Below are 25,752 nucleotides of genomic sequence, written 5' to 3' on the forward strand. Positions count from 1 at the left end.
TAGTTCGATATTTTTGATGTTAATGACCATTAGCTTCATGTGCTAAGACAATCTCATTATAGTTAATATTCTCACGTAACTGTGTAGCTACTTCATTTGTAACTTTGTTACGGGTGATAAACTCATCTAATAATTGACGTTGTAAATATAACGCTTCCAGTTTAACATCGTGTTGCTGATATGTCGTAATCTCATAGACTTGTTTATTTTTATCACGTTGTTCTCTTCTATTTTGATTTTGACGAATCGTACGTGATAAGCTGTGGTACTGATTAATAATTAAACTCACTTCTAACACGTTTGTACTATTTTGCTCTTCACGCATTTTCATAATGATATTATGATTGACGACACGCATGATTTGTTGAACTTTATTGAAACTATTTTTAAATTCTTCTCTTTGAGCTTTGCGCGCTTCTTTAACTTTTTGACGTTCCTCTTTGTATTCCGCACGCTTTTCTTTTGCTAGCGTTTTGTTTTCTTTAGAAGTGGCGTTATGCACCTCTTTTGTCAAGGCACGTTCTTCTTTATGAATACGATGTGCTTCTTTTCGTGAATCTTTACGTGCTTTAAAACGCAAAGCAACTAATCTAAAGAAACGGCTAACTTTTTTAAGAATTGACATCTCACGATAGGATTGATTGAATTCCATAACATTACGATAGTCGGTAATGTCTTTTTTCGTCACACTACCTTTATCGATGAGACGTTCTAGTGTTTCAGTTTCTTCATCTTCTGCCACTTCTTGAAGTCTACGTAACTCTTTAGTGTTTTTATTATCTGGTTCCATATTAATTAAGAACGATAGCTCATTATAATATTGGTTTAATATAGGTCGATAATCTATGTCTTTATTTGTTTTACTTTTCTTTTTAAAAGTATTTAATACATGTTGAACCATAAATATTTTTGCTGATTGATATGTCATGCCTTTAAATGATGAAACTTCTTCAGAAGGTGTGATGAAAGGTAAAACGACTTGAGCCATAATCAAACTAATTAATACCATTAATGAAGCAATGAATAGTAAATCATTACGATAAATGAATTCCTGATTACCATTCATCATATAAGGTAAAGTTAATGCCATTGATAATGAAATTGTTCCATGAATACCACACATTGTCATTATAAAGGCATAATGTTTACGTTTCGGTGGTCCAGAATCTTCTTCATCATCGAGGTATGAATGGACATTCTTAGGATAATAGAAATCTTTAAACCAAAAATAAACCCAAATAAATCTGAAGGCGTAAATTGCGAGGGCAATTAATAGCGCTGTAGAGATAAGGAAAGTAATATTTTGAGGCTCTTGATGTACGATTTCCATTACTACTTCTGGAACAATATAACCTAGAACGACGAAAACGAAGCCATTTAAAGCATAACTTAATGTATTCCAAATTTGATTGTAGTTCATCTGTAATTCAGTTTGAGCTCGAATCAAACGATCGCGTTCTAAGCCGTGAATGAGACCAGCAACGACTACTGCAATAATTCCTGATGCGTGTAATTCTTCGCCAATAAAATATACGGCAAATGGTGTCAACAACTGAATAAACGTTAAAGTATTGCTATCTTTCAAACCTTTATTAGCTGTTAAATAGACTCTTAAGCTAACAACAAGCGCACCGATAACGGCACCAATCAGAATACCTAGAATAGTTGAAATAATAAATTGGCCAATCGCTTCGAAAGCAGAAAAGCTACCTGTAACAAGTGCAGTCACTGCAATTTTGAATGATATGATACCAGCAGCGTCATTAAGTAAAGACTCACCTTCAAGAATAGACATTGAACCTTTAGGTAAGACTTTACCTTTAGTGATTGCAGATACTGCCACAGCATCTGTTGGACAAAGGATTGCGGCAATCGCAAAAGCAGCTGGCATAGGTAAATCGGACCAAATCCAATGAATAAAGAAACCAACACCAATAACTGTCGTAAATACTAATCCCATTGCCATGAGGACAACTGGTTTACGGTATTCAAGCAACTTTGTTCTTGAAACATGTGTACCTTCCACAAATAACAGTGGGGCGATAACTGCCATCATAAATACTTCAGATTCGAACTCGAAATGTATTGGAATCGGTAAGGTAAATAAACAAACACCCAACGCGATTTGAATAAAAGCAGTAGGAATTTTAGGGAACCTATTGTAAATAATAGAACTAATAATTACTGCGAATATAAATAATAAAAATGCTTCTAATAGTTCCATGCGTAACTCCTTTGTAAAATTGAATAATAGTATTTTACCATGATATTTCATAGGCTATCAAAAAAGTGAAAGCTATTTTATAAAAAAATTAATGTTTGAAATTATATTATTTGATACATACCTTATTCATAAAGGGCTTAAACAATATTAAAAGAAAAAGGCGAGAGTGGGATAGAATTCAATTTGAATTCAAAATCCCACCCCCGCAAGAATGACTAGAATTGAGAAAAGTGTAATATAAACATCCTCTTAATTCAGAAAACTAATGCGAAATTGCTAAGTAGTCTTATACTATTATTTTTTGTCTTACACTCGTCCTAAATAATAATGTCATTTAACGCTGACTATTAGTTAGAAATTGATTAATGATTAATTGAATGGCGTCCTTGACTTCTCGTTTTTTCAGCCAAATGTTCGGCATTCGTTTTATATTTTCTATAGAAAATAAATAAGAAAATGAACCATATTGGTGAGATGAAAATAGCAGCTCTTGTATCTTCACTAAAGAATAAAAGTACAAATACAAATGCGAAGAATACGAGTACTAAATAAGCTGATTTCAAGCCACCAAATAATTTGAACTTATTCTTAGTGTGTTCTTCAGGGTTTTTCTTAACAAAGATAATATAAGAAATAATAATCATCGCCCATACTACTAAAAATAGTACAGTTGAAAGTGTCGTAACATAGATAAATAGTTTAATTGCATCTGGGAAAATAAAGTTTAATAATGCTGCTGCGAGCAATGTTCCAGATGATACAAACATAGATAAATATGGCACACTATTACCATTTGTTTTACTTAAGACTTTCGGTCCTAGACCTTGTTTGGCAAGACCAAATAAAATACGACTGTTTGAATAAATACCACTATTTGTTGCTGATGACGCTGCCGTTAATACAACGAAGTTAACAAGTCCTGCAGCGAATGGTAAACCAATTAGACTAAACATTGTTACAAACGGACTACTATTTGAGTCTATTTTATTCCAAGGAATTACAGACATGATAACTAATAAACCACCTACGTAGAATAATAAAATACGTACCGGTACATTATTGATTGCTTTCGGAATAACGTTTCTAGGGTCCTTGGTTTCTCCTGCAGTTACACCGATTAATTCAATACCAATAAATGAATAAACAGCGATTTGGAATGCCATTAAGAAACCAAATGGCCCATTAGGGAAAATCCCGCCATGATTGATCAAGTTACCGAATGAGGCATGTCCATATGATGTTTTAAATGAGAAGAAAATCATTACTAGACCAATAATAATCATCGCGATTATAGTGATAATCTTAATTATTGAGAACCAAAATTCCAATTCGCCGAATAATCTTGCACCTAACATGTTAAATGAAATTAACATTAATACGATAAACAATACAGTAATCCAGTGTGGTACTTGTGGGAACCAGAAACTAAAATATTGTCCCATTGCTGTTAAATCGGACATACTTGAAGCAATCCAAGCAAGCCAATATGTCCAACCAATTACGAAACCAGCGAAAGGGCCTATGTATTCATTCGCAATATCTACAAACGAATTAAAACGTGTATTACTTAGTAATAATTCACCAAGTGCTCTCATAAACGCGAACATGATTATACCGATAATCATGTATGTAATTAATAACGAAGGCCCAGTTAAAGCAATGGTTTGACCTGAACCTAAGAATAAACCTGTACCAATTGCGCCCCCAATCGCAATTAATTGAATATGCCTGTTGTTTAACTCTCTTTCTAACTTCCTAGCCATATACTTCCTCCTTAGAAAGCAATGATGCAATTTGATTTTTAAGTGTAAACGCTTTCTTTTTTTAAGTGAAAAAAATAGAAACTTTTAACAAATAATGAATGAAGTTCAAATTAAGAAACTTATTAGAAATTGCAATTCTTTAAATATTCAGATTTTTAACTGTTGATGTTATTAATTGCTTACAAAATATGTAACTTTGCTAAAAGTTAATTTTATTATACTCTTTATTTTATAAAATACAAACTAATATCTGACAATTTAAAAAACATATTCTTTTATAAATTAAAGTAACTATGACATAATTATCAAACCAAAAAATTACATGAGTGAGAAGGTTAGCATATGAGAATTGGAACGATTTCAGATTTGCATATTGATAGACATCCTAAACTTGAACCTGAAGCGTACCTCAATGCATTAATAGATGTTATTGGGGAAAGGAACATAGAGTTATTATTAATTGCTGGCGATATTTCGAATCACTTTCGACAAAGCTACCAATTTATTTGTGATGTGAAAGAGGCATGTCAAATACCAGTGCTATTTGTTCCAGGAAATCACGACTATTGGACATCGGAATCATCTATAAGTTCAAAAGAAATTTATGATTTTTACGTAAGTAAACCTGAGTGTTTAATTGGACAACCATATGTAATTAATAACAAATGGGTTATTGTAGGGCATACAGCTTGGTACGACTATAGTTATGCTGATGACAAATTTGATATCACTCGTGTTGAACGTGGGAAATATTATGGTGCCACTTGGCAAGATAAAGTGAAAATAGATTGGCATATGGATGATCGAACATTCTCTGCATTAGCAGCCAAACAAGTTGAGAAAGATTTAAAACAATTTCAACATCTAAATATAATATTAATGACTCATATCGTGACGCATCCTCAATTTGTGGTGCCTACACCACATCGGATTTTTGATTTTTTTAATGCGTATATAGGCACACGTGATTTTGACAAATTTTATCAAAAGTATCCTATTCAATATAGCATCATGGGGCATGTTCATTTTCGTAAATCAATTGTTGATAAAAGCATAACTTATTTATGCCCATGCTTAGGTTATCAACGACAGTGGCGAACAACAGATATTAAACAAGAAATCAATCATGCACTCATGGATTTTGAAATTGATGATAGTTAAATTAAAAAGTGAGTGGGGCCCCAACACAGAGGATTTCTGAAAGAAATGCAACAAGCAAAGCAAGTTGGGGTTGGGTCCCAACACAGAGGATTTCTGAAAGAAATGCAACAAGCAAAGCAAGTTGGGTTGGGCCCCAACACAGAGGATTTCTGAAAGATATGCAACAAGCAAAGCGAGTTGGGGTTGGGCCCCAACACAGAGGATTTCTGAAAGAAATGCAACAAGCAAAGCAAGTTGGGGTTGGGCCCCAACACAGAGGATTTCTGAAAGAAATACAACAAGCAAAGCAAGTTGGGACTAATGAAAGCCGTTTAGTCTCACTCACCATCCGGGCTTAAATAGATACACTTTTTACCAGGAGCATTATAACTTTGCTCCAACTTGTCTTTTTTAATTTTAATAAATTGAAAATGATTCGGTACGATAGATGGAACGATTATTTTTCTAAATAAATGACTCCACAAAGGATCAATAAAATAGTAGTGATTCTCATCGTATCCTATTAACAACGTAATATGAATATTAGAAACGAGTTCTGTAGGTTGGTTATCTAATTTAAAATGTCGACGGTGAGGCTTTTGTCCTAAGCTAGTATGGTACAAGATAATAGGTTGTCCCTTATCAATGACTGACTCTAATGAAGTTAAATCAGTACCAGTACCATCCACAATACGTGAATCTATGGTTTGTAAATATGGCACATAGGCATCTGGAAATATCGTTTGATGGTGACCGAATTTGACGAGAAAGTGATGTCCTACATAGCCTTTATATGGATTATTAGGATGCGTTGGCCAATGCTTCATAATGCTCGTAGCCTTAATATCATGGTGATTATATTGTAATAACATCGCAGCAGATACACCTTCACAACCCATTACCATAGGAATAGGGAATAGTTGGCTTATAGGTTTAACGGGTAAGATTTTTTTCATCGCACATTCTCCTTCATATACACGACACACATTATACACGGTCTTGTTAAAGTAAATTTATTATATACCTTGAAGATTTCGACGTATATTAATTTGTATTTTATATACAATAATATAATATGGTTGTAATAGATTTAATCATTTTGAAAATGAGGAATGAATATGGACTATCGCTTTGAAAATTTAAATGCTATGAGATTCATTGGCGTCAAAAGAACGTTTAATAATGGTAAAGATATGCAACAAGGGATACCTGAATTTTGGCAAGAGGTGAATGATAAGGGAATCACTGAAAAACTAGTTGAAATGAGTAATGGTACTTTGACAGGGGTACTAGGCGTGGTTATCTCGTATTCAACAGGTGAAATGGATTACTTTATTGGGGTACCAAGTGATGAAAAGATGGATGATCATGTGATGTATAGCGAATTTCATTTGAATCCACATCAATACGTTGTTTTTAATGTGGTAGGTCGCGTGCCTGAATCTATTAAGGAGGCTATGCCACATATCTATCAAGACATCTTGCCGAATGTAGACTTTGAAACGATTAATGCACCGCTTTTTGAACATTATTTACCGGGAAATACTCAAGACGTAGAGTACATTACAGAAATATATATACCGATAAAATAGTGATTTTAAATAAAAACTAACTACATAAATATTTAAAGTGAAAATATTTATGTAGCTAGCAATAAAGTTATTTTATAACAGCATGAACGATATAGTTCATGTTGTTTTTATGTTTATGCATAGTCTTAAACATAGTTATAAACATATTACGATTTCTTGGTTTGAGTGCGTTTTTGATGATGTTTATCGTGCCAATTAAGCCTTCGTCTCGAATCATACCAACTGGTGTCATTAATGATAATGGTCCGATATTTGATTCGATATTTCTAAAACCAGCCTCTTGATAGAGGTGATACCAACTTTCTGGTTTCAATGGTGTTACTTTCATATTAATGGCTTTACTTAATTCTTCTATGACCTTAGTTTCTTGTGAACGATTGATAATAGCGATATCGTGCGTGAGCAATACACCATTTGGTTTAAGGACACGATAATATTCTCGTAACACCTTTTCTTTTATTTGAAGTGGAAGCATCGTCAATATAGCTTCGTTTAGGATAATGTCGAAACTATTATCTTCAAATGGAAGTTTTATCGCATTCGCCTGAGTTAAATGTATATATTGATTTAAGTGATGTTTATTAATATTTGATTGTCCTTGTTCTAAGGCAGATTCATTTAAATCTACACCTTCAATTTGGCAATGGTATTGCTGTGCTAATTCGATGGATGTTGTACACATATTACATGCGACTTCTAGAACACGCTTTTCTTTTGAAAAGTGCCCCTTATCGATTAGCCAATTTATCGCAACAATACCTCCAGGACGCAAGCGTTTTTTACCTAATTGAGCTAAAAACGTATGACCAGCTAATTTTTTAACCATGTGTTAACACCTCCAAGGTAAACTAAAATTTGTTAAATAGCACATGATTTTCAAGATGAACATGTTCGTGTGTTTCACGTTCTAAATTTTCAAGTCTATGGTAGACAAGACGCCAAGTTTGGCATGCTTCAGTCGGAGGTTGATATTGGTTCGTTAAATCACGCATCTCAGCAAGTAGCTCTCCAGTATGTGTGTGATCATCTACTAAACTTTGAATGATAGCGTCAGCATTTTCAACATCTTCTCCATTTGAAATTTTGATTAATAATGGAAAATCATGTTCATCTTCTTTATCCATATGTTCAAGCATACCATCGCGATATTCACGATATAAATCTTGTAATTGAACTAAATGTGGATGATTTGGACCATGAACTTTCGCTACTTTAGTGACGTAAGGGGATAGATTTTTAAATTCTTCACGCATTGTTTCATGGTAACGGGATTGAATATATTGAATAAGTGAAGTAACGTCTAAATATTTAACATTGATATTGCCAGTTTGTTGTTGTGGAAGTTGATTAATTTCTTCAATAAGTGTATTGGCATCAACCTTTTTGTTTTTAACAGCTTATTCAATTGATATGTTGCCACCACAACAGAAATCTATACCATAGCGTCTGAATATGTCAGAACTGAGTGGACTATCAGTTACGATATCTGCGACGATTGTGTCTTTAGTTATCATTTTAATTCCTCCTTTAATCATCTATATTATAGTCATTAATAATCATTATCATTTATGTTTGTGAAGATTGTCACGTATTTGTTGGAAAGATATTACAACATTTTGAATAAGAAAGCAGGACTCACGATATTAATTCTTTGTTTAAAATAAAAAATACGATTTTTAAATTTGTTTTGTTTTTATGCAGCTCATTGAGATGTTGTCTTTTTATTAAGCACACTTATGAAAAGTATATTGGCGAGCCTCATGATGTTATATATATTGAACACAAGTGCAATAGCACTTGTGTAAGGCGTTCTAAGATAGATTACGAAGTGGAGTTGTGAGGAGCAGTAATTTTAATGAACCTAAGAGCAATGGCTCTTAGGTAAGTAGTTCTAAAATGGGTAATGGAACGTAGTTGAGCGACGCCTGAGGGAGCAGGATGAGTGTCGAGACCAAGGCTCGACCCAGCCCCCTAGGCAAGCGTCTCAACTTAAGTGAAATGAAAATCCATTTAAGAACAGCTTTACAAGCTGACCCTAAAGACAACGAGCTGAAAATACGCAGTATTGTAAATAAAGAAGCCAGTAAATGAATTTATAAAACTCATTTACTGGCTATTTCTCTAGGAATTATGCCCCAGATTCTACTCTTTTCAAAAAATCAATTTGGGTGACGATGATTTCTGAAGTATATAATTTGAAGTGTGATTAACATGATTGCAGTTATGATAATAATGATGATATATGGCGTGGCGTCATAAGAACCTTTAAGACCAACAATAGGTGAGATAATACCACCTAACATAAATTGGAACAATCCGAGTAAACTTGAAGCATTGCCACTTCCACCTGTACGCTCTTCCATTGCCATAGAAAAACCTAAAGGTCCGATCGATGTAACCGGGCATACGTTTAGGAAGAAAGCGACTAACAATATCCATAATGGTCCATGTACAGACAAAGTAATGACGATAAGTATGACGCCTAAAATTTGAATTAATGATAAATAAATCATGAGCTTAAAACGGTTAATATATTCTACTAATAGAGCAACGATTTGACTAACGATGATTAAGCCAATACCGTTAATAGCGACCATGACACTAAATTGCTGTGGCGTCATATTGTAAACCTTTTGAGTAATAAAAGGTGACGCAGACGAAAAGCTAAACAACATTACATAGGTTAAACCTTGTAATAGCATAGGAATAATAAATCTTGGTTTCTTTAATAAACTACCAAAGTCTATAATAATGGCTTTATAATTTAAAGATGTATGTTCTACTTTAGATGTGGTTGGCATATTAAATGCAACACCAATTAGAACTAATATACTAATCACAGTTAGAATGATAAATATAATTCTCCATGATCCTAATGTTAATGAAAGTCCTCCAAGTAAGGGCATGACAATGGTCACTATGCCATTGACAACCATTAGTGAAGCTAGAAATTTTGCTAGAACATCACCTTTATATCGATCTCCAGCAAACGCTTTGGCAATGACAATAATGCCACCCGCAGTTAAACCTTGAATTAGACGAGCGCATAAAAATAGTGCTAGATTGGTGATGAAAATGGCACTTAATGAACTTAAGAAGAAGATACTTAATATCATAAGACCTATTTTTTTACGACCAAATGCATCAGACAAAGGTCCGAATAGAAATTGACCTAATGCTAATCCAATCATAGCAAAGGACAATGTAAGTTGTATTTCAGATGCAGAAGACCTAAATTGATGTTGTACTTGTGGTATAGCAGGCAAATACATATCTACAATCATCGGTCCGAATGCAGTCATTACACCTAATACGATTAATAATAATAGGGGTAATTTCGTGTGAGTGGTATTTTGCATAATGGCTCTCCTTGAAAAAGTTTGCAAATTACATTATATAGGTTTTTATAGTATTTGTAATATACAAAACAAAAAAATCGAGATATAAAGCATTTAGATTTGCTAAATACCTAAATACTTATACCTCGATTACAATCAAAATAAATTATTGTTGTGAATTACTATCATTTGAATTGTTAAGAATACTGTTCAATTTCTCTTTAATATCATCGAATTTAGAGTTCACATCGTTGAGTAAATCGTTTACTTTGCTTTCACTTTCATTATTTTGTTGTGCGTTATTGGCTTCTTTTAATTTATTGACTTGATCTTGATAGAATTTAGTCAATTTAGAATCTTCACCATTCTTTTCGCTATTTTTTAAATTATTCACTTCATTTTGAATTTGTTGAATACGTGAATCTGTATCTACTTTGTCTTTAATATCATTTTTCGCACTATCAACTTGTTTTTTAATACTATCATTTTGGTCTTTAACTTCTTTCTGATAATCTTTAGAAACATTATTATCATTAGAATTGTTACTTGTTTGTGCATCATTATTACTATTGTTGTGAATGAGTGCTCTTGTTGCGAAGACAGCCAAGATAATAAGTAAGATAGCTACAATGGCTATTAGCCATTTTTTTGATTTTTTATTCTTTTCATTTTCCTCTTCTAGTTGTTGCTCACGTCTAAAGTCACGATCATTATAATATCTATTTCCATCCTCATCATAACGTTCATTGCGTGGATGATATCTTTCATTGTCATCATAATCATCATCATAGCGTCGATTATCGCGATAATTTGAATCATTATAACGTTCATCTTTTTCACTAGAACGACGTTTTTGACGATAATACGTGTCATTACTTTGCTTGTTATTTTTGCGATATTGTTCATCATATTTGTATGAATCTTTATATTTATCAGTTCGCTTCATGTTAGTCACCTCATAGATTAAATGATTTGGTTAAGTAATCTTGCAATATTTTCAGCTGTGCGTGTCATATTTTGTTCTCCATTTTTCAATAGAATAGAGATATCATCCGGTGCTTCAATCATACTAAAGACACTATCAATGCCATGTTGATAGACAGTTTGATAATCTTCGCCTAAGCTACCACATATCGCTATCACTGGTTTATCGTAAACTTTCGCTGCTTTGGCTACACCAATTGGCGTCTTTCCATAAATCGTTTGTGCATCTAATTTACCTTCACCTGTAATAACTAAATCTGCATCTTGTACGCTCTCTGAAAAGTGAGTTTCCTTTAGGACAATGTCAATGCCTTTAGATAATGAGGCATTGAAGAAAGCGAGTATACCTGCACCAAGTCCTCCAGCAGCGCCTGCACCTGGAATATCTTTAACATTCTTGTGAAGTTCTGCTTCTATCATATCATGATAGGTTGTTAGTGCGGAATCCAACTTTGGTATCATCTTAGACGTTGCGCCTTTTTGAGGACCGTATATTTTAGTTGCACCATTGTCACCTAATAAAGGATTCGTTACATCGCAGGCAACTTCAAAAGTGACATTCGCTAATCGAGGGTCTAAATTTGAAATATCTATATGCTGTAAATCAGATAAGTAACCGCCACCAAGCTTTAATTTCTTATGTTGTGCATCTAAAAAGTTAACGCCTAATGCACTAAGCATACCGCTGCCACCATCGTTAGTCGCACTTCCTCCAATGCCTAATATTATTTTAGTGACACCGTGTTTTAAGGCATCAAAAATAAGCTCGCCAACGCCATATGTTGAAGTGATGAGTGGATTACGTTCTTCGTTTGTTAATAAATCTAATCCTGCAGCTGCTGCCATTTCTATGATAGCTACTGAATCATCATGTGAACGTGCATAGGTTGCAATAATTTGACGATGTAGGGGATCATGTACTTTTACGGTATATGACGTCGCATTTAACGCTTCTCTTAAAGCGTCTGTCGTACCTTCGCCACCATCAGCCATAGGTATAACATCGTAGCTCATTTTATCTCCGTAGACGTTCATGAAGCCTTGGCGAATAGCGTTTCCAGCTTGTTTAGCTGACATACTCTCTTTAAAGGAATCTGTAGCAATGACGATTTTTTTAAATTTCATTTTGAAAAGCACTCCTTAATATTAATCAAAATTGTATATTTAAATGCGTAATTAATAAAAAATGAATATAATAATATAAAATATCTATATTGATGACTTACTGATAATGACTTACAGAATAAAGGAGAACAATATGTTAAGAATAAAACAACATGAATTTTACATCTGGATAATTGCGCTAACACTGTTTTATGGTTATTTAGGATATATTATTCCATTGCATGGTACAGACTGGTTCTGGGGATCGACGCAAGGCATGCAAATCATCGATAGTGCTTTTGATAATTTCAATGGTCGATACCTAAGTAATTTATTAGAATTTGCAAGTGTTCAATTCGTTATCTTTAGAGTAATGGTTTACGCACTCATTTCTATTTTACTGATTTTTAGTATATTGAATGTATTGGGTAATTTCACTTCAATCAAATATGTCATACTTATAAGCACTTTATTACTTATTATACCCAATACGTTATTTGCTCAAAGTTATGGTAACTTCGAATTATTTTATACTTATGTTTTCGGAACATGTTTGTCGTTAAATCTACTTAATTTTATAATTAAAGTTATTAGCAATAAAAGTAATATAAGACGAATCGAGATAGCACTGTTTTGGCTGATTTGTTTGGTGGGACAATGGTTTGCGGAACCTCTAACATTTTATAATAGTGTGATGATTTGTATTGGCTTAGTATATTATCTATATAGCAATCACAAACTTAATTTTAATTTAGTCTTAGGCTTCATGATTTCATTATGTGGCGCATTATGTATGTTATTAAATAACAAATATATAAATATGTTTTCGAGTTTTAAATCTTTAAGGGAACATTTAGACATTTTTGGGCTTCAACATAAATTGGAGACGACATTATTTAAAGATATTCCACAATATCTGTTTTTTAACAATATCATTATCATTTCCATTTTAACGATATTATTGTTGTTTCTTTTATTGAACAATAAAGTCTTTCAACATTATTCTAAGTTGAAACAAATGATACTTATATGTGGATTAAGCATCTTACCATTATATAGAGTATTTATTTATGTTCCGTTTAATCTTAAACAAGTAGCTACTACAATGCCATTCAATATTATTCACTTAATCATCTGCGCATTGTTTATTGTTAGTTTGAGTATTGCTTGTAGTATTGTTATTAGCAAAAGAGATATGCGTTTAATTGTTAGCATGGCAATCATCTCTATACTTGTGAGTGTATTACCCACTTTTCTTATTGCAGAAGTCACAGTAAAACAATTTTATCTAGCATATGTTTTAATGTTAATGATTACTGTGATTTTATGTATTGAAGCGGATTTTCTATCGACAATTCACTACAAGATATTAAAAAGTTGTATACTTATAGTTGCTTTAATTTATATATTTATTTTTACAGATTTACACATACTGAATGATCAGAGAAATGAAGATATTAAAGCACAATTAAGTAACAATGAGGAATTAGTCAAAATTTCGCATCTGCCATATGAAAATTATTTTTATGAAATAACACCTACCGACGAAAATGACCAATCCAACTTTAGAGAATTTCATAAAATTTCTGATGCGAGAACGATAAAAGTATTGCCGTTTGAAGAATAAGATATAAAAACGACAAAGGAGATTCAAAATGAGGTTAACGCAAACACACTATGAAATCATTAAATTTATTATTGTAGGTGGTATAAATACGCTTGATTATTACATAGTGTATTTGTTATTTTTAGAACTTTTTAAGGTGAACTACATGATTAGTCACATCATTGGTTTTATCGTTAGTTTTATTATTTCTTACTACTTAAATTGTTATTTTGTGTATAAAGTGAAACCAACGTTAAAGAAATTTTTAAGTTTCCTTTAACTCAAGTAGTTAATATGGGCATGCAAACTGTATTATTATTTATTTTTGTAAGATGGTTTGATTTCCCATCTGAAATTGCACCATTTGTAGGTTTGATTATTACAATACCAATTACATTCATTTTATCTAAATGGATTTTAAGAGATGCATAGTGAATTTAGAGGCCTTATCAAAGTATAAACCATTGCTTTGATAGGGCTTAATTTATGTATACAAATTATTCAGAAAGTTAGGACTTGCTAATAAAATAGTTAGCTCATTTTTATAAAAAATATAGAAATAAAAAAACGTTGTCATGTATTTTTTTATGGTCCATACTATTGATATTAAAGCTTTTAAGGTGGTTAAACCAATGTCTCAAAGTGAAAATCTTAAACTGGCACAAAGAGGTGCTTATTTAAGTTTAGTCGTTTACATTATCTTATCCATTTCAAAGTATGTAACCGGATTTGTATACGATTCTGCGGCAGTAAGAGCAGATGCATTAAATAATATGACAGATATTGTAGTATCTATAGCAGTCATTGTCGGACTCAAAATTTCAATAAAACCTGCAGATAAGAATCATCCTTACGGCCATTTGAAATCTGAGAATATATCCACACTTTTAGTTTCATTCATTATTATGTTTGTAGGGATACAGGTTGTAATCGAAAATGCACCTCGCATATTCACACATGAACATCATACGCCCAATGCAATTACCATTGTTATTAGTTTAATCAGTGGATTTATTATGATTGGGGTCTATGCTATTAATAGAAGACTCGCTAAAAAAACAAAGAGCAGCTCTTTAGATTCTGCAGCTAAAGATAATTTATCTGATGGGCTAGTGAGTATAGGTACAGCCATAGGATTGGTATTTACACAGTTTGGTTTACCTATTGTCGATGTGATCTTGGCAACTTTACTGGGCTTATTAATTATCTATACGGGCTTTGGGATATTTAAGGAATCTATTTTTGCACTTAGTGATGGATTTAATGAAAAAGATTTAGAAGAATATCGTAATGAGGTATTGGAAGTAAAAGATGTAAAAGATGTCACAAATCTAAAAGGGCGTTATCATGGAAGTAGTATATTTTTAGATGTAACGATTGTTGTTGATGCGAATTTATCATTGCAAGAAGCACATGATATTTGCGACAAAGTAGAATCACATTTACATAGTAAAGGTATATCTTCAGTCTATGTTCATCCTGAACCAGATACGCTTATACATGATAACAATTAAATATAAAAGAAAGCGCAGGATAGAAATCTTATTGTTAAAATAGATTTCCATCCTGCGCTTTTGTTCTCTACCACCAACCATTAGATTCACGGAAACTAATAGCTGCTTCAATTGAACCATAACGCTCTTTAGCGTATGAAATCATACCTTTAGTTTGTGTTTCAACTGAGCCATATCCCCAAGATTGGTTTGTTTGACCTAAACCGTGGTACTGGCCATTTGAAGCGTTAGGGTCACCACCTGATTCTGGTAACACAACTTTTTCCCAAAGTTCTTCAGTACCACCAGCTGCTATAAAACGCTTGTATACAGATGATGTACTTTCACTTGAATCACTATCGCTATTTGAAGCACTACTGCTTGATGATGAATCGCTTGAAGTTGTTGTTGTCGTATTTGAAGTCATGCCATTTTGTTGTTGTGGCTGTTGTTTATATTGATTCTGCTGCATATTATATTGATATGGTTGATTATGTTGATGCGATGGAAGTTCACTCGCATGTGCTTGACCTGATTCTAGTCCTGCGGCACCTAAAGATACCATTGTCATTAATGCAAAAATTGATTTCTTCATAATAAAAATTCTCCTTTAATAATTGGTTTGCTTTTAAATAATTTGGGAATATCATTTATCTTTTAATTGATGAAAGTAATGTTCTAAAAGAAAACTTCCCAAATTTAGTATCCCAATTTGTCTTGCTGTTGATTACGGTAAATAAACTATAACACTTCATTTCATGACGTAGGTTACTGCCATATCAAAAGTTATTTTCAGAGATGTAGTACAGATAACAAACATGACAAACAAACGTCATTTATTCCAATGAGATTATGAAACCCATATATTATGAAAAATTTTGAAATAGTTTTATAATGTAGATATTAGATAGAAAGAGCACATTTAGTTTCTAAGCATAGGGAAGTAAATTTAGATTGAAGTTAGAATTATAGATTATTAACATGGAAGTTTTATTGAAATCTATGATTTAGACTCCAGTACAGGAAGGTGTTTTTTATGCCAAAATTAATATTATGCCGTCACGGTCAAAGTGAATGGAATGCAAAAAATTTATTTACTGGTTGGGAAGATGTTCAATTATCAGAACAAGGTCGTAATGAGGCGATTACTTCTGGTCGTAAATTGAAAGAAAGTGGTATTGAGATTGATGTCGCTTATACTTCATTATTAACAAGAGCATTGGAAACAACACAATATTTATTAGCTGAATCAGATCAAGAGTGGATTCCAGTGCATAAAAGTTGGCGTTTAAATGAACGCCATTATGGTAAATTACAAGGACTTAATAAAGATGAAGCACGTAAAGAGTTTGGTGAAGAACAAGTACATCAATGGAGACGTTCTTATGATGTTAAACCACCAGCACAAACTGAAGAACAACGCGAGTCTTACTTAAAAGATCGTCGTTATCGTCATTTAGACCATCGTATGATGCCATATTCTGAAAGTTTAAAAACAACGTTAGAACGTGTGGTACCAATTTGGACAGATAAAATTTCTCAACATTTATTAGACGGGGAGACTGTATTGGTTGCAGCACATGGTAATTCTATCCGTGCCTTAATCAAATATTTAGATAATGTTTCTGATGAAGATATTATCGGATACGAAATTAAAACAGGTGCACCACTTATTTATGAATTAGATGATGATTTAAATGTAACTGATCATTATTATTTATAAACGGTAAAAATAAAAAGGAGTAGGACCAGAGCCTGGGAGGTAAATCAATGTCTCAGGATACAAAGTCCTACTCTTTTTTTAGGAGTTATTATGGAAGAAAAAAGGATATCATCAAGCTGATTTACGATTACGCTTATGTTGCTTAATAATTTTAAGTGCACGCTTTCTTGTTTTGATGTTAGGACTATGTAAGTTACGACGTGCTGTTTGTAAATCTTGTTTCATGTTTGAGACCTCCTTTTTAAATAGAATATAGTAAATTTTAAGAAAAGTAAATAGGAATTATTACGATTTATAAAAATTTATAAACAATCTATGTGAAATAAAAATAAAAATCTGTATAATGAGCAAATATATCTCTTGAAAAATAAAACGAGATGGGAGGTTTTAATGTGACACATAAACAGAAATTGATCATGATCTTTACCATGTTATTAGGTGGATTCTTCGGCTTATTAAATGAAACATTGTTAACGACAGCTTTGCCAAGAATTATGAAAGATTTCAATATTGAATATTCGCAAGTTCAGTGGCTAACAACAGCATTCTTATTAACAAATGGAGTTGTTATACCATTATCAGCATTTATTATTCAAAGGTATACAACAAGACAGGTATTTCTTACAGGAATCGTTATCTTTTTTATAGGTACGATATTAGGTGGTTTTAGTCCTAATTTTACAGTGCTATTGTTTGCACGTATTATTCAAGCATTAGGCTCTGGCATCATGATGCCTCTAATGATGACTACGATATTGGATATTTTTAAGCCGCATGAACGTGGTAAATATATGGGTATGTTCGGTTTAGTTATTGGATTAGCGCCTGCAATTGGTCCAACGTTATCAGGTTATTTGGTAGAGTACTTCAATTGGAGATCACTATTCCATATCGTTGCACCAATATCAGCAATCACTTTTCTTATTGCATTAAAAGTAATTAAAAATGTTGGTACAAATGTAAAAGCACCAATAGATATGATATCTATTACGCTATCCATTCTAGGTTTTGGTGGTTTGTTGTATGGTGTAAGTTCAATCTCAAGTGATGGTTGGGATGACCCAATTGTTTTAACAACTATAATTGGTGGCATCATCCTAGTCGGCATATTTATTTGGCGTCAAGAACGCTTAGATACACCGTTGTTAAGTTTCAAAGTCTTTAAAAATAAAGAGTTCGCAGTTGGTATATCAATCATGGCAGTAACTATGATTTCAATGATTGGTTCAGAAACAGTGCTACCGATGTTTGTACAAAACTTATTAGGACGAACGCCGGTCGATTCTGGTTTGATTTTACTACCAGGTGCCATTGTAATGGCGATTATGTCATTTATTTCAGGTTGGTTATATGAAACATTTGGTGCTAAAGTGTTAGCAATCATTGGTATGATAATTGTCATTGCTACAACGTCATATTTTGTGATCATGGATGAACATACATCTACAATTGTTTTAGCGACAGTCTATGCAATTCGTATGATTGGTATTGCTTTAGGCTTAATGCCGATCATGACGCACACAATGAATCAATTGACGCCTGAGTTAAATGCACATGGGTCTTCTATGACGAATACTGTGCAACAAATTGCTGGTTCAATTGGTACAGCAGGTCTAATTACAATTTTGAGTACAGCAAGTCAAAATTTCAAACCGACGATGAGTGACTATCACGGTATGGATAAAAAAGAAATGATGGGACAAATAAAAATTGATGCGATGCTACATGGTTATCATGCTGGGTTTATGTTTGCAGTGATTATAACTATTATTAGTTTATTGCTTACATTTTTAATCAAAAGTAAACGGAAAATAAAATTAGAATCAGAAGCAGAAAGTAAAGTATCTAAAATTTAAAAATAGTGCAGCACCATATTTATTCATTCAATTACGTGAATAAATGTGGTGTTTTTTATGATCGATAATATCCAAACATTCTGAACACTTAGAATGCTGTAAATAAATATTGACTATTCCTACCTATGAGATTAGAATTAATTTATTCTGACTAATCTAATAGGAATATGGAGGAAATGATTGATGAAAAGACTTTTATTTGTTGCTTTGGCACTTATTTTTGTGTTAGCTGCATGTGGTAACGGAGGATCATCTGATAAAAACAGTGACTCTAAATCAAGCAGTAACAGTGATAGCAAGACACTTAAAGTGGGGACAGAAGGTACATATGCACCATTCTCATTCCATAATAAAAAAGACCAGTTAACTGGTTATGATATTGATGTAATTAAAGCAGTTGCAAAAGAAGAAGGATACAAACTTAAATTTAACGAAACATCATGGGACTCAATGTTTGCTGGTTTAGATGCTAAACGTTTTGATGTTATTGCAAACCAAGTAGGTATCAATAAAGACAGAGAGAAAAAATATAAATTCTCTGATCCTTACACTTATTCAAGTGCAGTATTAGTAGTTCGTGACAACGAAAAAAATATTAAATCATTTAATGACGTTAAAGGTAAAAAAATGGCACAAACATTTACGTCAAATTATGGTCAATTAGCGAAAGATAAAGGTGCAGATATTACTAAAGTTGATGGCTTCAACCAAGCAATGGACTTATTATTATCTAATCGTGTTGATGGTACATTTAACGATAGCTTATCTTACTTGGATTACAAAAAACAAAAATCTAACGCTAAAATTAAAGCAATTAAAGGTAATGCTGAACAAAGTAAATCAGGATTTGCTTTCTCTAAAGATGTAGATAGTAAAGTCGTTTCTGATTTCAACGATGGACTTAAAAAATTAAAAGACAATGGTAAACTAGCAAAAATTGGTAAGAAATGGTTTGGTGAAAATGTTTCTGAGCCTAAATAGTCAACAACAACATGCATTAGATGCGGCAGGGCAAGCATTTGGACCAATGTTGGAAGGATTAGTAAAATATTCTATTCCAATTACCATCGTTACGTTTATCATCGGTTTAATTATTGCTTTATTTACAGCGTTAATGCGTATTTCTAATAGCAAGATTTTAAAAGGTATAGCACGTGTTTATGTTTCAATTATTCGTGGGACACCAATGATTGTACAATTGTTCATCATCTTTTATGGTATTCCAGAATTAGGACGTTTGATGACAGGTGATGCTGATGAACAATGGACATTATCATCTGTACTATCTGCCATTATCGGTTTATCTCTTAATGTAGGTGCTTATGCTTCAGAAATTATCCGTGGTGGTATTATTTCAATTCCTAAGGGACAAACTGAAGCAGCTTACTCAATTGGTATGAACTATCGTCAAACCATACAACGTATTATATTACCGCAAGCAATCAGAGTATCTATTCCAGCTTTAGGTAATACATTCTTAAGTTTAATTAAAGATACATCATTATTAGGATTTATCTTGGTAGCAGAAATGTTCCGTAAAGCTCAAGAAGTTGCGTCTACAACTTATGAATATTTCACTATTTATATTCTTGTAGCAGTCATGTATTGGGTTATCTGTTTCATCATTTCAGTAATTCAAAGCTTCTATGAATCATATATTGAAAGAGGGTATAACTCATGATTGAATTAAGTGGTATCCATAAATCATTCAATGATAAAGAAGTCATTAAGGGTATTGATTTAAACGTAGGCAAAGGGGAAGTCGTGACACTTATTGGACGATCAGGTTCTGGTAAAACGACGTTGTTACGTATGATTAATGCTTTAGAAATTCCGACTGAAGGTAATGTAAGTGTGAACGGAACAAGTTACACTGCTAATAATAAAAAGTCTCAAATAAGCGTACGCAAGCAATCGGGTATGGTATTTCAAAGTTATAACTTATTTCCACATAAATCAGCTTTAGAGAATGTGATGGAAGGGTTAGTAACTGTTAAAAAAATGAATAAAGCAGAAGCAAAAGAAAAAGCAATGGACTTGCTTGAAAAAGTTGGTTTAACGAGTGTTAAAGACCAACGTCCACATGCTTTATCAGGTGGTCAACAACAACGTGTGGCTATTGCAAGAGCATTAGCAATGAACCCACAAGTGATGTTGTTTGATGAACCGACATCTGCTTTAGACCCTGAATTAGTTAATGATGTACTTCGTGTAATCAAAGAATTAGCTGATGAAGGAATGACAATGGTCATTGTTACGCATGAAATGCGTTTCGCACGTCAAGTTTCAAATAAAATTGTCTTTATACATGAAGGTCGTATTGGTGAACAAGGTTCTCCAGACGAGATGTTCAATCATCCAAAGACTGAAGAATTACGTCGTTTCCTAAATGTAATCAATGAAGACTAATAAAAAAAAACTTCCTAAAGTACTTACATGTACTTTAGGAAGTTTTTTTTAGTTGAAATATTTTTTTATCATGTTTATTTACGATCTAAAAGTTGCATCACTCGGTATGCGAAAGGTTTGATAGGTTTGATGAAATCACCAATATATTCATACACATTTGCGTTGAATCCTTTTTTGAATTGTTGTACACCGAAGTCTTCAGCATCTTCACTAAAGTCTCCAGTAATACCATAGAAATTATAACGATCAACGTTATGTTCTTTCGCGAATTTAATCATTTCCCATTGTAATCGATACGCACCCATATACGCATTATATTTAGGGTTAGAACCGCTGGATAGGTAATAAACTTCATGGTCGTTATATAAGTAAAGCGCAGCTGCTAGATTTAAGATTTCGCCTTCAGCTGAAATTTTGGCTTTTGTCTCGTTAAGTTTGCGTTCATTACTATCGAGTTGTTGTTGTACTTGTGTACGTTTGTTTTTATTTTTCTTAGAGTTTGGACTTTCTTTTAACATATTATCAACATCAGCTAGTTGTTTTGCTAAATCATCATGTTTTTGTTGGAGGGTAGATAAATAATCTTTTAAGTCAATATAAGCTAGTTTTAACATAGCATGGTCTTCGTATGTTTTTTGCATTTCATAGAAATAAGGTTTGTCTCTAAACTTGAAACCATGCTTTTCCTCAGCCATTTGGAACAATTCGAAGAAAGTATCTGTTTCTTCCATTGGTAATGTTCTTACTTTCACGCCCATTTCATATGTTTTTTTTATGTTACGACGTGTTTGATAGTCCATTTCTTTTAATAATTGATCTTCTGTTTTGTCTTTTAAATCTAATACAGATAACCAACGAATTTGGCTCATTGTACTATATCCAACAGACCAACCTTGATGTTTATAGCCTAAGTCTTCTAATGTTTTTATAACAGCACGATTATCATAGCTTTCTAAGATTTCACCATCTGCATTGCGTAAGTTTTCTAAGATGTATGGATCTACCAATACAAATAAACAGTTGTGTTTTTTTAAATATTCTGTAAGTGATTTGAAGAAAAAGTGGACCAATTCAATGTTGCTATAATCCATTACTGGACCACGATGTGTATAAAAGTATTTATAAATTTTTAATGCGCGTGCTTCTGTCATTAATGTTCCAGCAATCACGTTTCCGTTGTCGTCTTTGACACCCACAACGTGTACATCATTTTTTAATTCATTTCTATTTTCATAATGTATTCTGGATTGAGTATAATGAGAAAAGTTTTCTTTAGTAAACTTTTCAAATTCTCCAGGTTCTAAAGTTACGAATTTCATGATAATCTACTCCTCTGTATTTTTAAGAATTACATTTCATTTTAGCAAATTACATTAGATATTACACATAATTAGTTATTAAATTGAGTAATACTTTAGTAGTAGTTAGAATTTAAATTTTAAAAAATAATAGTTGGAATCATTGCAAAATTAGTTTTTTTATAAACTAGCGCATACACTAAAACCATTGTATGATAGTATTTGCAAATGAAGTATAATTAAAGATAACAATATTGATTAAGCTTTAGGAGTGAATTTATGAAAAGGTTACTAGTGATATTAGGTGTTTGTGTATTATTAGTTGCAGCTTGTGGTAACGATAAATATACAAGTAAAATAGATAAAGCTGTTAAATTGCAAGAACAAAAGCAAGAAAAAATGGCTAAAAATGATAACGGCGATGTAGTAAAACATTTTGATCGAAAAGATGCGAATATTTATGTTTTTGAAAAAGGCAAATATGTCGTACTTAGCTATAAACCATTGAGTAATAATGAAGAAGTTCATTATTTTACTTATGAATTTGAAGGTAAAAAGAAAGCCAAATATCTTGAAAACTTTGATACAAAAAAATATATCGCATCACATGATTCAGACTATAAAGAGGAAAATATGAATTAATCCATATGCAAAAGAGGAGCATCTATGAAGAAACTATTATTAATAGTAAGTGTATTAGTGGTTCTTTTAGTTGTTATTGGTGCTTGTTCCACTAACAAAAAAGAGAAGACATCACCTAAAATGAAAGATGGTAAGATTTTAATTGTAGAATATGGTGATTTCAAATGTCCATATTGTAAGAAAGTTGAAGAAAAAGTCATACCAACAATAAAAAAAGATTATATTGATACTAATAAAGTCGAGTATCAATTTGTAAATGCTGGATTTCTAGATAAAGACTCTATTGTTGGTTCAAGAGCGGGTAATGCTGTACAAAAAATTGCACCAAAAGCATATTTAACTTTTCAACATAATATCTTTAAAAACCAACAAGATGAAGATAAAAAATGGTTAACAGAGCAATTTCTTGATAAGGAAATTGATAAGTTAGACATAACTAATAATCAAAAATCTGAAATTAAGGAACAGTATAAATCTAAAAATAGCTATGCTTGGAAAAAAGCAGAAGAACAAAAGAAATTAACAGAAGATAATCATATTAAATCTGTACCAACTGTATTTATTAATGGCAAAAAAGTAAAAGATCCATATACAGTGGGTGGATGGAAAAAATATTTATAGTCTTAACGAGATAAATAAAGAGACTCAGTATAGATATTCGGACAATGACTGTTCGTTCATTTGTCTATCTATCCTGAAGTCTCTTTTTGTTATACTTTTCTATATCTTTTAAGACCTATAATATTTAAGATAATGAAAATGACAATAAATATAATAATAATTAATAAGTCAAACCATATGTGAGACCAACCTTGCCCTTTTATCATAACATTTGTTAATGCATCACCCGCATAACGTAATGGGAATAAATACCCTATATTACTTAGCCAACTAGGCATATTTTCAAGCGGAAAAATACCTGAAAAGAATACTTGTGGAACCGCAACTAGAGGTATAAATTGAATCATTTGAAATTCAGAATTTGCAAAAGTTGAGATGAAAATACCCATCGACAAAGCAGTGATAGCTAAACAAATATTAATTAAAATAACGTACCATAGACTTCCAGCAAGGTCTATATTTAGTAAGTAGATTGAGAATAAGACAATCACTAAAGTTTGAATAATGGCAAAAATGCCATAACCTATTAAATAGCCAGTTACAATTTCACTACGACGTATGGATGTTGCTAAAACGCGTTCAAGCGTTCCAGTTGTACGTTCTCTTAGTAAAGCAATACCTGAAATTAAGAATACGAATAGGAAAACAAAAAATCCCATTAAAATTGGAAACATTTTATCAAAGTAACTACTATTAGCATCACCATATAAATACGTGTTATCAATTGAAATAGTTGAATCTTTTTCTTTGTTTTTAATCATCGGCGCTTTCTCTAAAATTTTTTTGATATTATTCATTTTATCCTTTTGAATTGATTGGCTAATCATTTGTTTTAGTGCTGACGTTTTATTTGGATCTTCATTCGTATAAATAATATGCATTGTTTTGCCATTTTGATAGATAAACCCATCTAAATTATTGTTTTCAATCTTTGCTCTAATATCACGTGTCGAATGATAATTTTTAACATCTAAATTTTTACTAGGTAGATTATTCGTAATGTGTGAAGAAACAGATTGATCGACGCCAAGTTTGATATCCTCATCATCTCCATTAAATATAAAATACATGAGCGTGAGGATTAAAATAGGAGCTAGAAACATCAAAGCGAGTGTGCGTTTATCTCTTAGTAATTCTTTAATGACCCTTTTGATAACGGCGAATAATCTCATGATTGATTTGCCTCCTCTGCTTTAATAAATACTTCTTCAATTGTTTTAACATTAAATTGTTTCTTTAATTGATCAGGGGTGTCTAAAGCAAATAGTTCCCCATTTACAATTAATCCAACTTTGTCACACCGTTCTGCTTCATCCATGACGTGGGTCGTTACAATCACGCTTTTACCTTCACTAGTCATATTTTTTAACTGACTCCAAATTTGATTACGTAATTTAGGATCTATACCAACAGTGGGCTCATCTAAAATAATTAAGTTTGGTTGTGAAAGTAGTGTAATTGCAAGAGACAAACGACGTTTCATTCCACCAGAAAAATTTGCAACTTTGCGACTTAACGCATCTTCTAAATCAACTAATTTCATACTTTCGTGAATATTTTTATCTAATAATTGTCCTTTTAATCCAGCTAAATGACCGAAAAATTCAAGGTTTTCATAGGCCGTGAGACTTTCATATAAAGCATCAGTTTGTCCCATATAGCCGATTTTATTAAGTATTTTACGATTAGGCATGGTTTTATTAAAAATTTCAGTAGAACCTGATGTGAGCTTTTCCATGCCCAATAAGCATTTAATGGTTGTAGTCTTACCACAGCCACTAGGACCTATTAAACCTAAAAGTTCACCCTTATAAATATCTAAACTAATTTCATTCAATACTTTGTGATTACCATATGTTTTAATAGCTTCATGTAAATTAGCAACGCTTTCAGTAGTCATAGATGTACCTCCTAAATTGACATGTTTTATAATTTCTATATATTTAATATAAATAGTTT

General features: G+C 32.3%; 23 protein-coding genes and 2 pseudogenes. 12 read left to right on the top strand and 13 right to left on the bottom strand.

Features of this window, described 5'->3' with window-relative positions; genetic code table 11:
* Positions 1–19: 19 nt before the first annotated feature.
* Positions 20–2,224, bottom strand: a complete 2,205-nt coding sequence (locus HYI43_02910) for a cation:proton antiporter (protein ID UDI77550.1) — start codon at positions 2,222–2,224, stop codon at positions 20–22.
* A gap of 362 nt (positions 2,225–2,586) precedes the next feature.
* On the bottom strand, positions 2,587–3,987 hold the full coding sequence (locus HYI43_02915; protein UDI77551.1) for an amino acid permease: 1,401 nt from the start codon (positions 3,985–3,987) through the stop codon (positions 2,587–2,589).
* A gap of 342 nt (positions 3,988–4,329) precedes the next feature.
* On the opposite strand from HYI43_02915, the gene HYI43_02920 reads away from it, so the two are divergent.
* Complete coding sequence (locus tag HYI43_02920) at positions 4,330–5,148, top strand: metallophosphoesterase (GenBank protein ID UDI77552.1); 819 nt, start codon at positions 4,330–4,332, stop codon at positions 5,146–5,148.
* Between the two features lie 317 nt (positions 5,149–5,465).
* Here HYI43_02920 and HYI43_02925 read toward each other — a convergent pair whose 3' ends face one another.
* Positions 5,466–6,083, bottom strand: coding sequence for a C39 family peptidase (locus HYI43_02925; GenBank protein ID UDI77553.1), 618 nt, complete (start codon positions 6,081–6,083; stop codon positions 5,466–5,468).
* A 162-nt stretch (positions 6,084–6,245) separates the two neighbouring features.
* Here HYI43_02925 and HYI43_02930 point away from each other — a divergent pair, with 162 nt between their 5' ends.
* Positions 6,246–6,719: an AraC family transcriptional regulator gene (locus HYI43_02930; GenBank protein ID UDI77554.1), complete on the top strand. Its 474-nt coding sequence runs from the start codon at positions 6,246–6,248 to the stop codon at positions 6,717–6,719.
* Positions 6,720–6,786: 67 nt separating this feature from the next.
* Here HYI43_02930 and HYI43_02935 read toward each other — a convergent pair whose 3' ends face one another.
* From HYI43_02935 to HYI43_02955, 5 genes and pseudogenes are all read right to left on the bottom strand, one after another.
* Positions 6,787–7,545, bottom strand: a complete 759-nt coding sequence (locus tag HYI43_02935; GenBank protein ID UDI77555.1) for a methyltransferase domain-containing protein — start codon at positions 7,543–7,545, stop codon at positions 6,787–6,789.
* 22 nt (positions 7,546–7,567) lie between these two features.
* Positions 7,568–8,233 (bottom strand): annotated as a pseudogene (scdA, locus tag HYI43_02940) (iron-sulfur cluster repair di-iron protein ScdA).
* A gap of 645 nt (positions 8,234–8,878) precedes the next feature.
* Positions 8,879–10,078 (bottom strand): multidrug effflux MFS transporter, encoded by a 1,200-nt coding sequence (locus HYI43_02945; protein ID UDI77556.1) that lies wholly within the window; start codon positions 10,076–10,078, stop codon positions 8,879–8,881.
* A gap of 145 nt (positions 10,079–10,223) precedes the next feature.
* Complete coding sequence (locus HYI43_02950) at positions 10,224–11,003, bottom strand: hypothetical protein (protein UDI77557.1); 780 nt, start codon at positions 11,001–11,003, stop codon at positions 10,224–10,226.
* A gap of 17 nt (positions 11,004–11,020) precedes the next feature.
* Entirely contained in the window at positions 11,021–12,166 is a 1,146-nt protein-coding gene (locus HYI43_02955) for a glycerate kinase (GenBank protein ID UDI77558.1), read from the bottom strand.
* A 133-nt stretch (positions 12,167–12,299) separates the two neighbouring features.
* On the opposite strand from HYI43_02955, the gene HYI43_02960 reads away from it, so the two are divergent.
* The 3 genes and pseudogenes from HYI43_02960 (at position 12,300) to HYI43_02970 (ending at position 15,265) form a co-directional block, all read left to right on the top strand.
* Positions 12,300–13,772: a hypothetical protein gene (locus HYI43_02960; GenBank protein UDI77559.1), complete on the top strand. Its 1,473-nt coding sequence runs from the start codon at positions 12,300–12,302 to the stop codon at positions 13,770–13,772.
* Positions 13,773–13,800: 28 nt separating this feature from the next.
* Positions 13,801–14,183, top strand: a pseudogene (locus HYI43_02965) (GtrA family protein).
* A 200-nt stretch (positions 14,184–14,383) separates the two neighbouring features.
* Entirely contained in the window at positions 14,384–15,265 is an 882-nt protein-coding gene (locus HYI43_02970; protein UDI77560.1) for a cation transporter, read from the top strand.
* A 67-nt stretch (positions 15,266–15,332) separates the two neighbouring features.
* Here the strand turns inward: HYI43_02970 and HYI43_02975 are convergent, their stop codons facing one another.
* A complete protein-coding gene (locus HYI43_02975; protein ID UDI77561.1) occupies positions 15,333–15,839 on the bottom strand; it encodes a hypothetical protein in 507 nt (168 codons plus the stop codon).
* Positions 15,840–16,280: 441 nt separating this feature from the next.
* On the opposite strand from HYI43_02975, the gene HYI43_02980 reads away from it, so the two are divergent.
* Positions 16,281–16,967 carry a 2,3-diphosphoglycerate-dependent phosphoglycerate mutase gene (locus tag HYI43_02980; GenBank protein ID UDI77562.1) on the top strand — a complete coding sequence of 229 codons (687 nt, stop codon included), beginning with the start codon at positions 16,281–16,283 and terminating at the stop codon, positions 16,965–16,967.
* A 111-nt stretch (positions 16,968–17,078) separates the two neighbouring features.
* Here the strand turns inward: HYI43_02980 and HYI43_02985 are convergent, their stop codons facing one another.
* On the bottom strand, positions 17,079–17,192 hold the full coding sequence (locus HYI43_02985; protein ID UDI77563.1) for a putative metal homeostasis protein: 114 nt from the start codon (positions 17,190–17,192) through the stop codon (positions 17,079–17,081).
* 167 nt (positions 17,193–17,359) lie between these two features.
* On the opposite strand from HYI43_02985, the gene HYI43_02990 reads away from it, so the two are divergent.
* The 4 genes from HYI43_02990 to HYI43_03005 all read left to right on the top strand — a co-directional run bounded on the left by HYI43_02990 (position 17,360) and on the right by HYI43_03005 (position 21,232).
* The gene (locus HYI43_02990; protein UDI77564.1) at positions 17,360–18,823 is read left to right on the top strand and encodes a multidrug efflux MFS transporter; all 1,464 of its coding nucleotides are present in this window, start codon (positions 17,360–17,362) and stop codon (positions 18,821–18,823) included.
* Between the two features lie 183 nt (positions 18,824–19,006).
* A complete protein-coding gene (locus tag HYI43_02995; protein UDI77565.1) occupies positions 19,007–19,804 on the top strand; it encodes a transporter substrate-binding domain-containing protein in 798 nt (265 codons plus the stop codon).
* Positions 19,785–20,504, top strand: coding sequence for an amino acid ABC transporter permease (locus tag HYI43_03000; GenBank protein UDI77566.1), 720 nt, complete (start codon positions 19,785–19,787; stop codon positions 20,502–20,504). Before HYI43_02995 ends, HYI43_03000 begins: the two co-directional genes overlap by 20 nt.
* Positions 20,501–21,232, top strand: a complete 732-nt coding sequence (locus tag HYI43_03005) for an amino acid ABC transporter ATP-binding protein (protein UDI77567.1) — start codon at positions 20,501–20,503, stop codon at positions 21,230–21,232. The genes HYI43_03000 and HYI43_03005 overlap by 4 nt, the downstream gene beginning before the upstream one ends.
* 74 nt (positions 21,233–21,306) lie before the next feature.
* Here HYI43_03005 and HYI43_03010 read toward each other — a convergent pair whose 3' ends face one another.
* Entirely contained in the window at positions 21,307–22,551 is a 1,245-nt protein-coding gene (locus HYI43_03010) for an aminoacyltransferase (protein ID UDI77568.1), read from the bottom strand.
* 258 nt (positions 22,552–22,809) lie between these two features.
* Between HYI43_03010 and HYI43_03015 the strand changes: the two genes are divergently transcribed.
* Positions 22,810–23,172, top strand: a complete 363-nt coding sequence (locus tag HYI43_03015; GenBank protein UDI77569.1) for a DUF4467 domain-containing protein — start codon at positions 22,810–22,812, stop codon at positions 23,170–23,172.
* Positions 23,173–23,196: 24 nt separating this feature from the next.
* Positions 23,197–23,793, top strand: coding sequence for a thioredoxin domain-containing protein (locus HYI43_03020; protein UDI77570.1), 597 nt, complete (start codon positions 23,197–23,199; stop codon positions 23,791–23,793).
* Positions 23,794–23,882: 89 nt separating this feature from the next.
* On the opposite strand, the gene HYI43_03025 is transcribed toward HYI43_03020, so the two are convergent.
* Together HYI43_03025 and HYI43_03030 are read right to left on the bottom strand one after the other, a co-directional pair.
* Positions 23,883–24,965: an ABC transporter permease gene (locus HYI43_03025; GenBank protein ID UDI77571.1), complete on the bottom strand. Its 1,083-nt coding sequence runs from the start codon at positions 24,963–24,965 to the stop codon at positions 23,883–23,885.
* A complete protein-coding gene (locus HYI43_03030) occupies positions 24,962–25,693 on the bottom strand; it encodes an ABC transporter ATP-binding protein (GenBank protein ID UDI77572.1) in 732 nt (243 codons plus the stop codon). The genes HYI43_03025 and HYI43_03030 overlap by 4 nt, the downstream gene beginning before the upstream one ends.
* Positions 25,694–25,752: the final 59 nt, after the last annotated feature.

Origin of the sequence: Staphylococcus taiwanensis (assembly GCA_020544305.1) — a bacterium.
Taxonomy (GTDB): Bacteria; Bacillota; Bacilli; order Staphylococcales; family Staphylococcaceae; genus Staphylococcus; species Staphylococcus taiwanensis.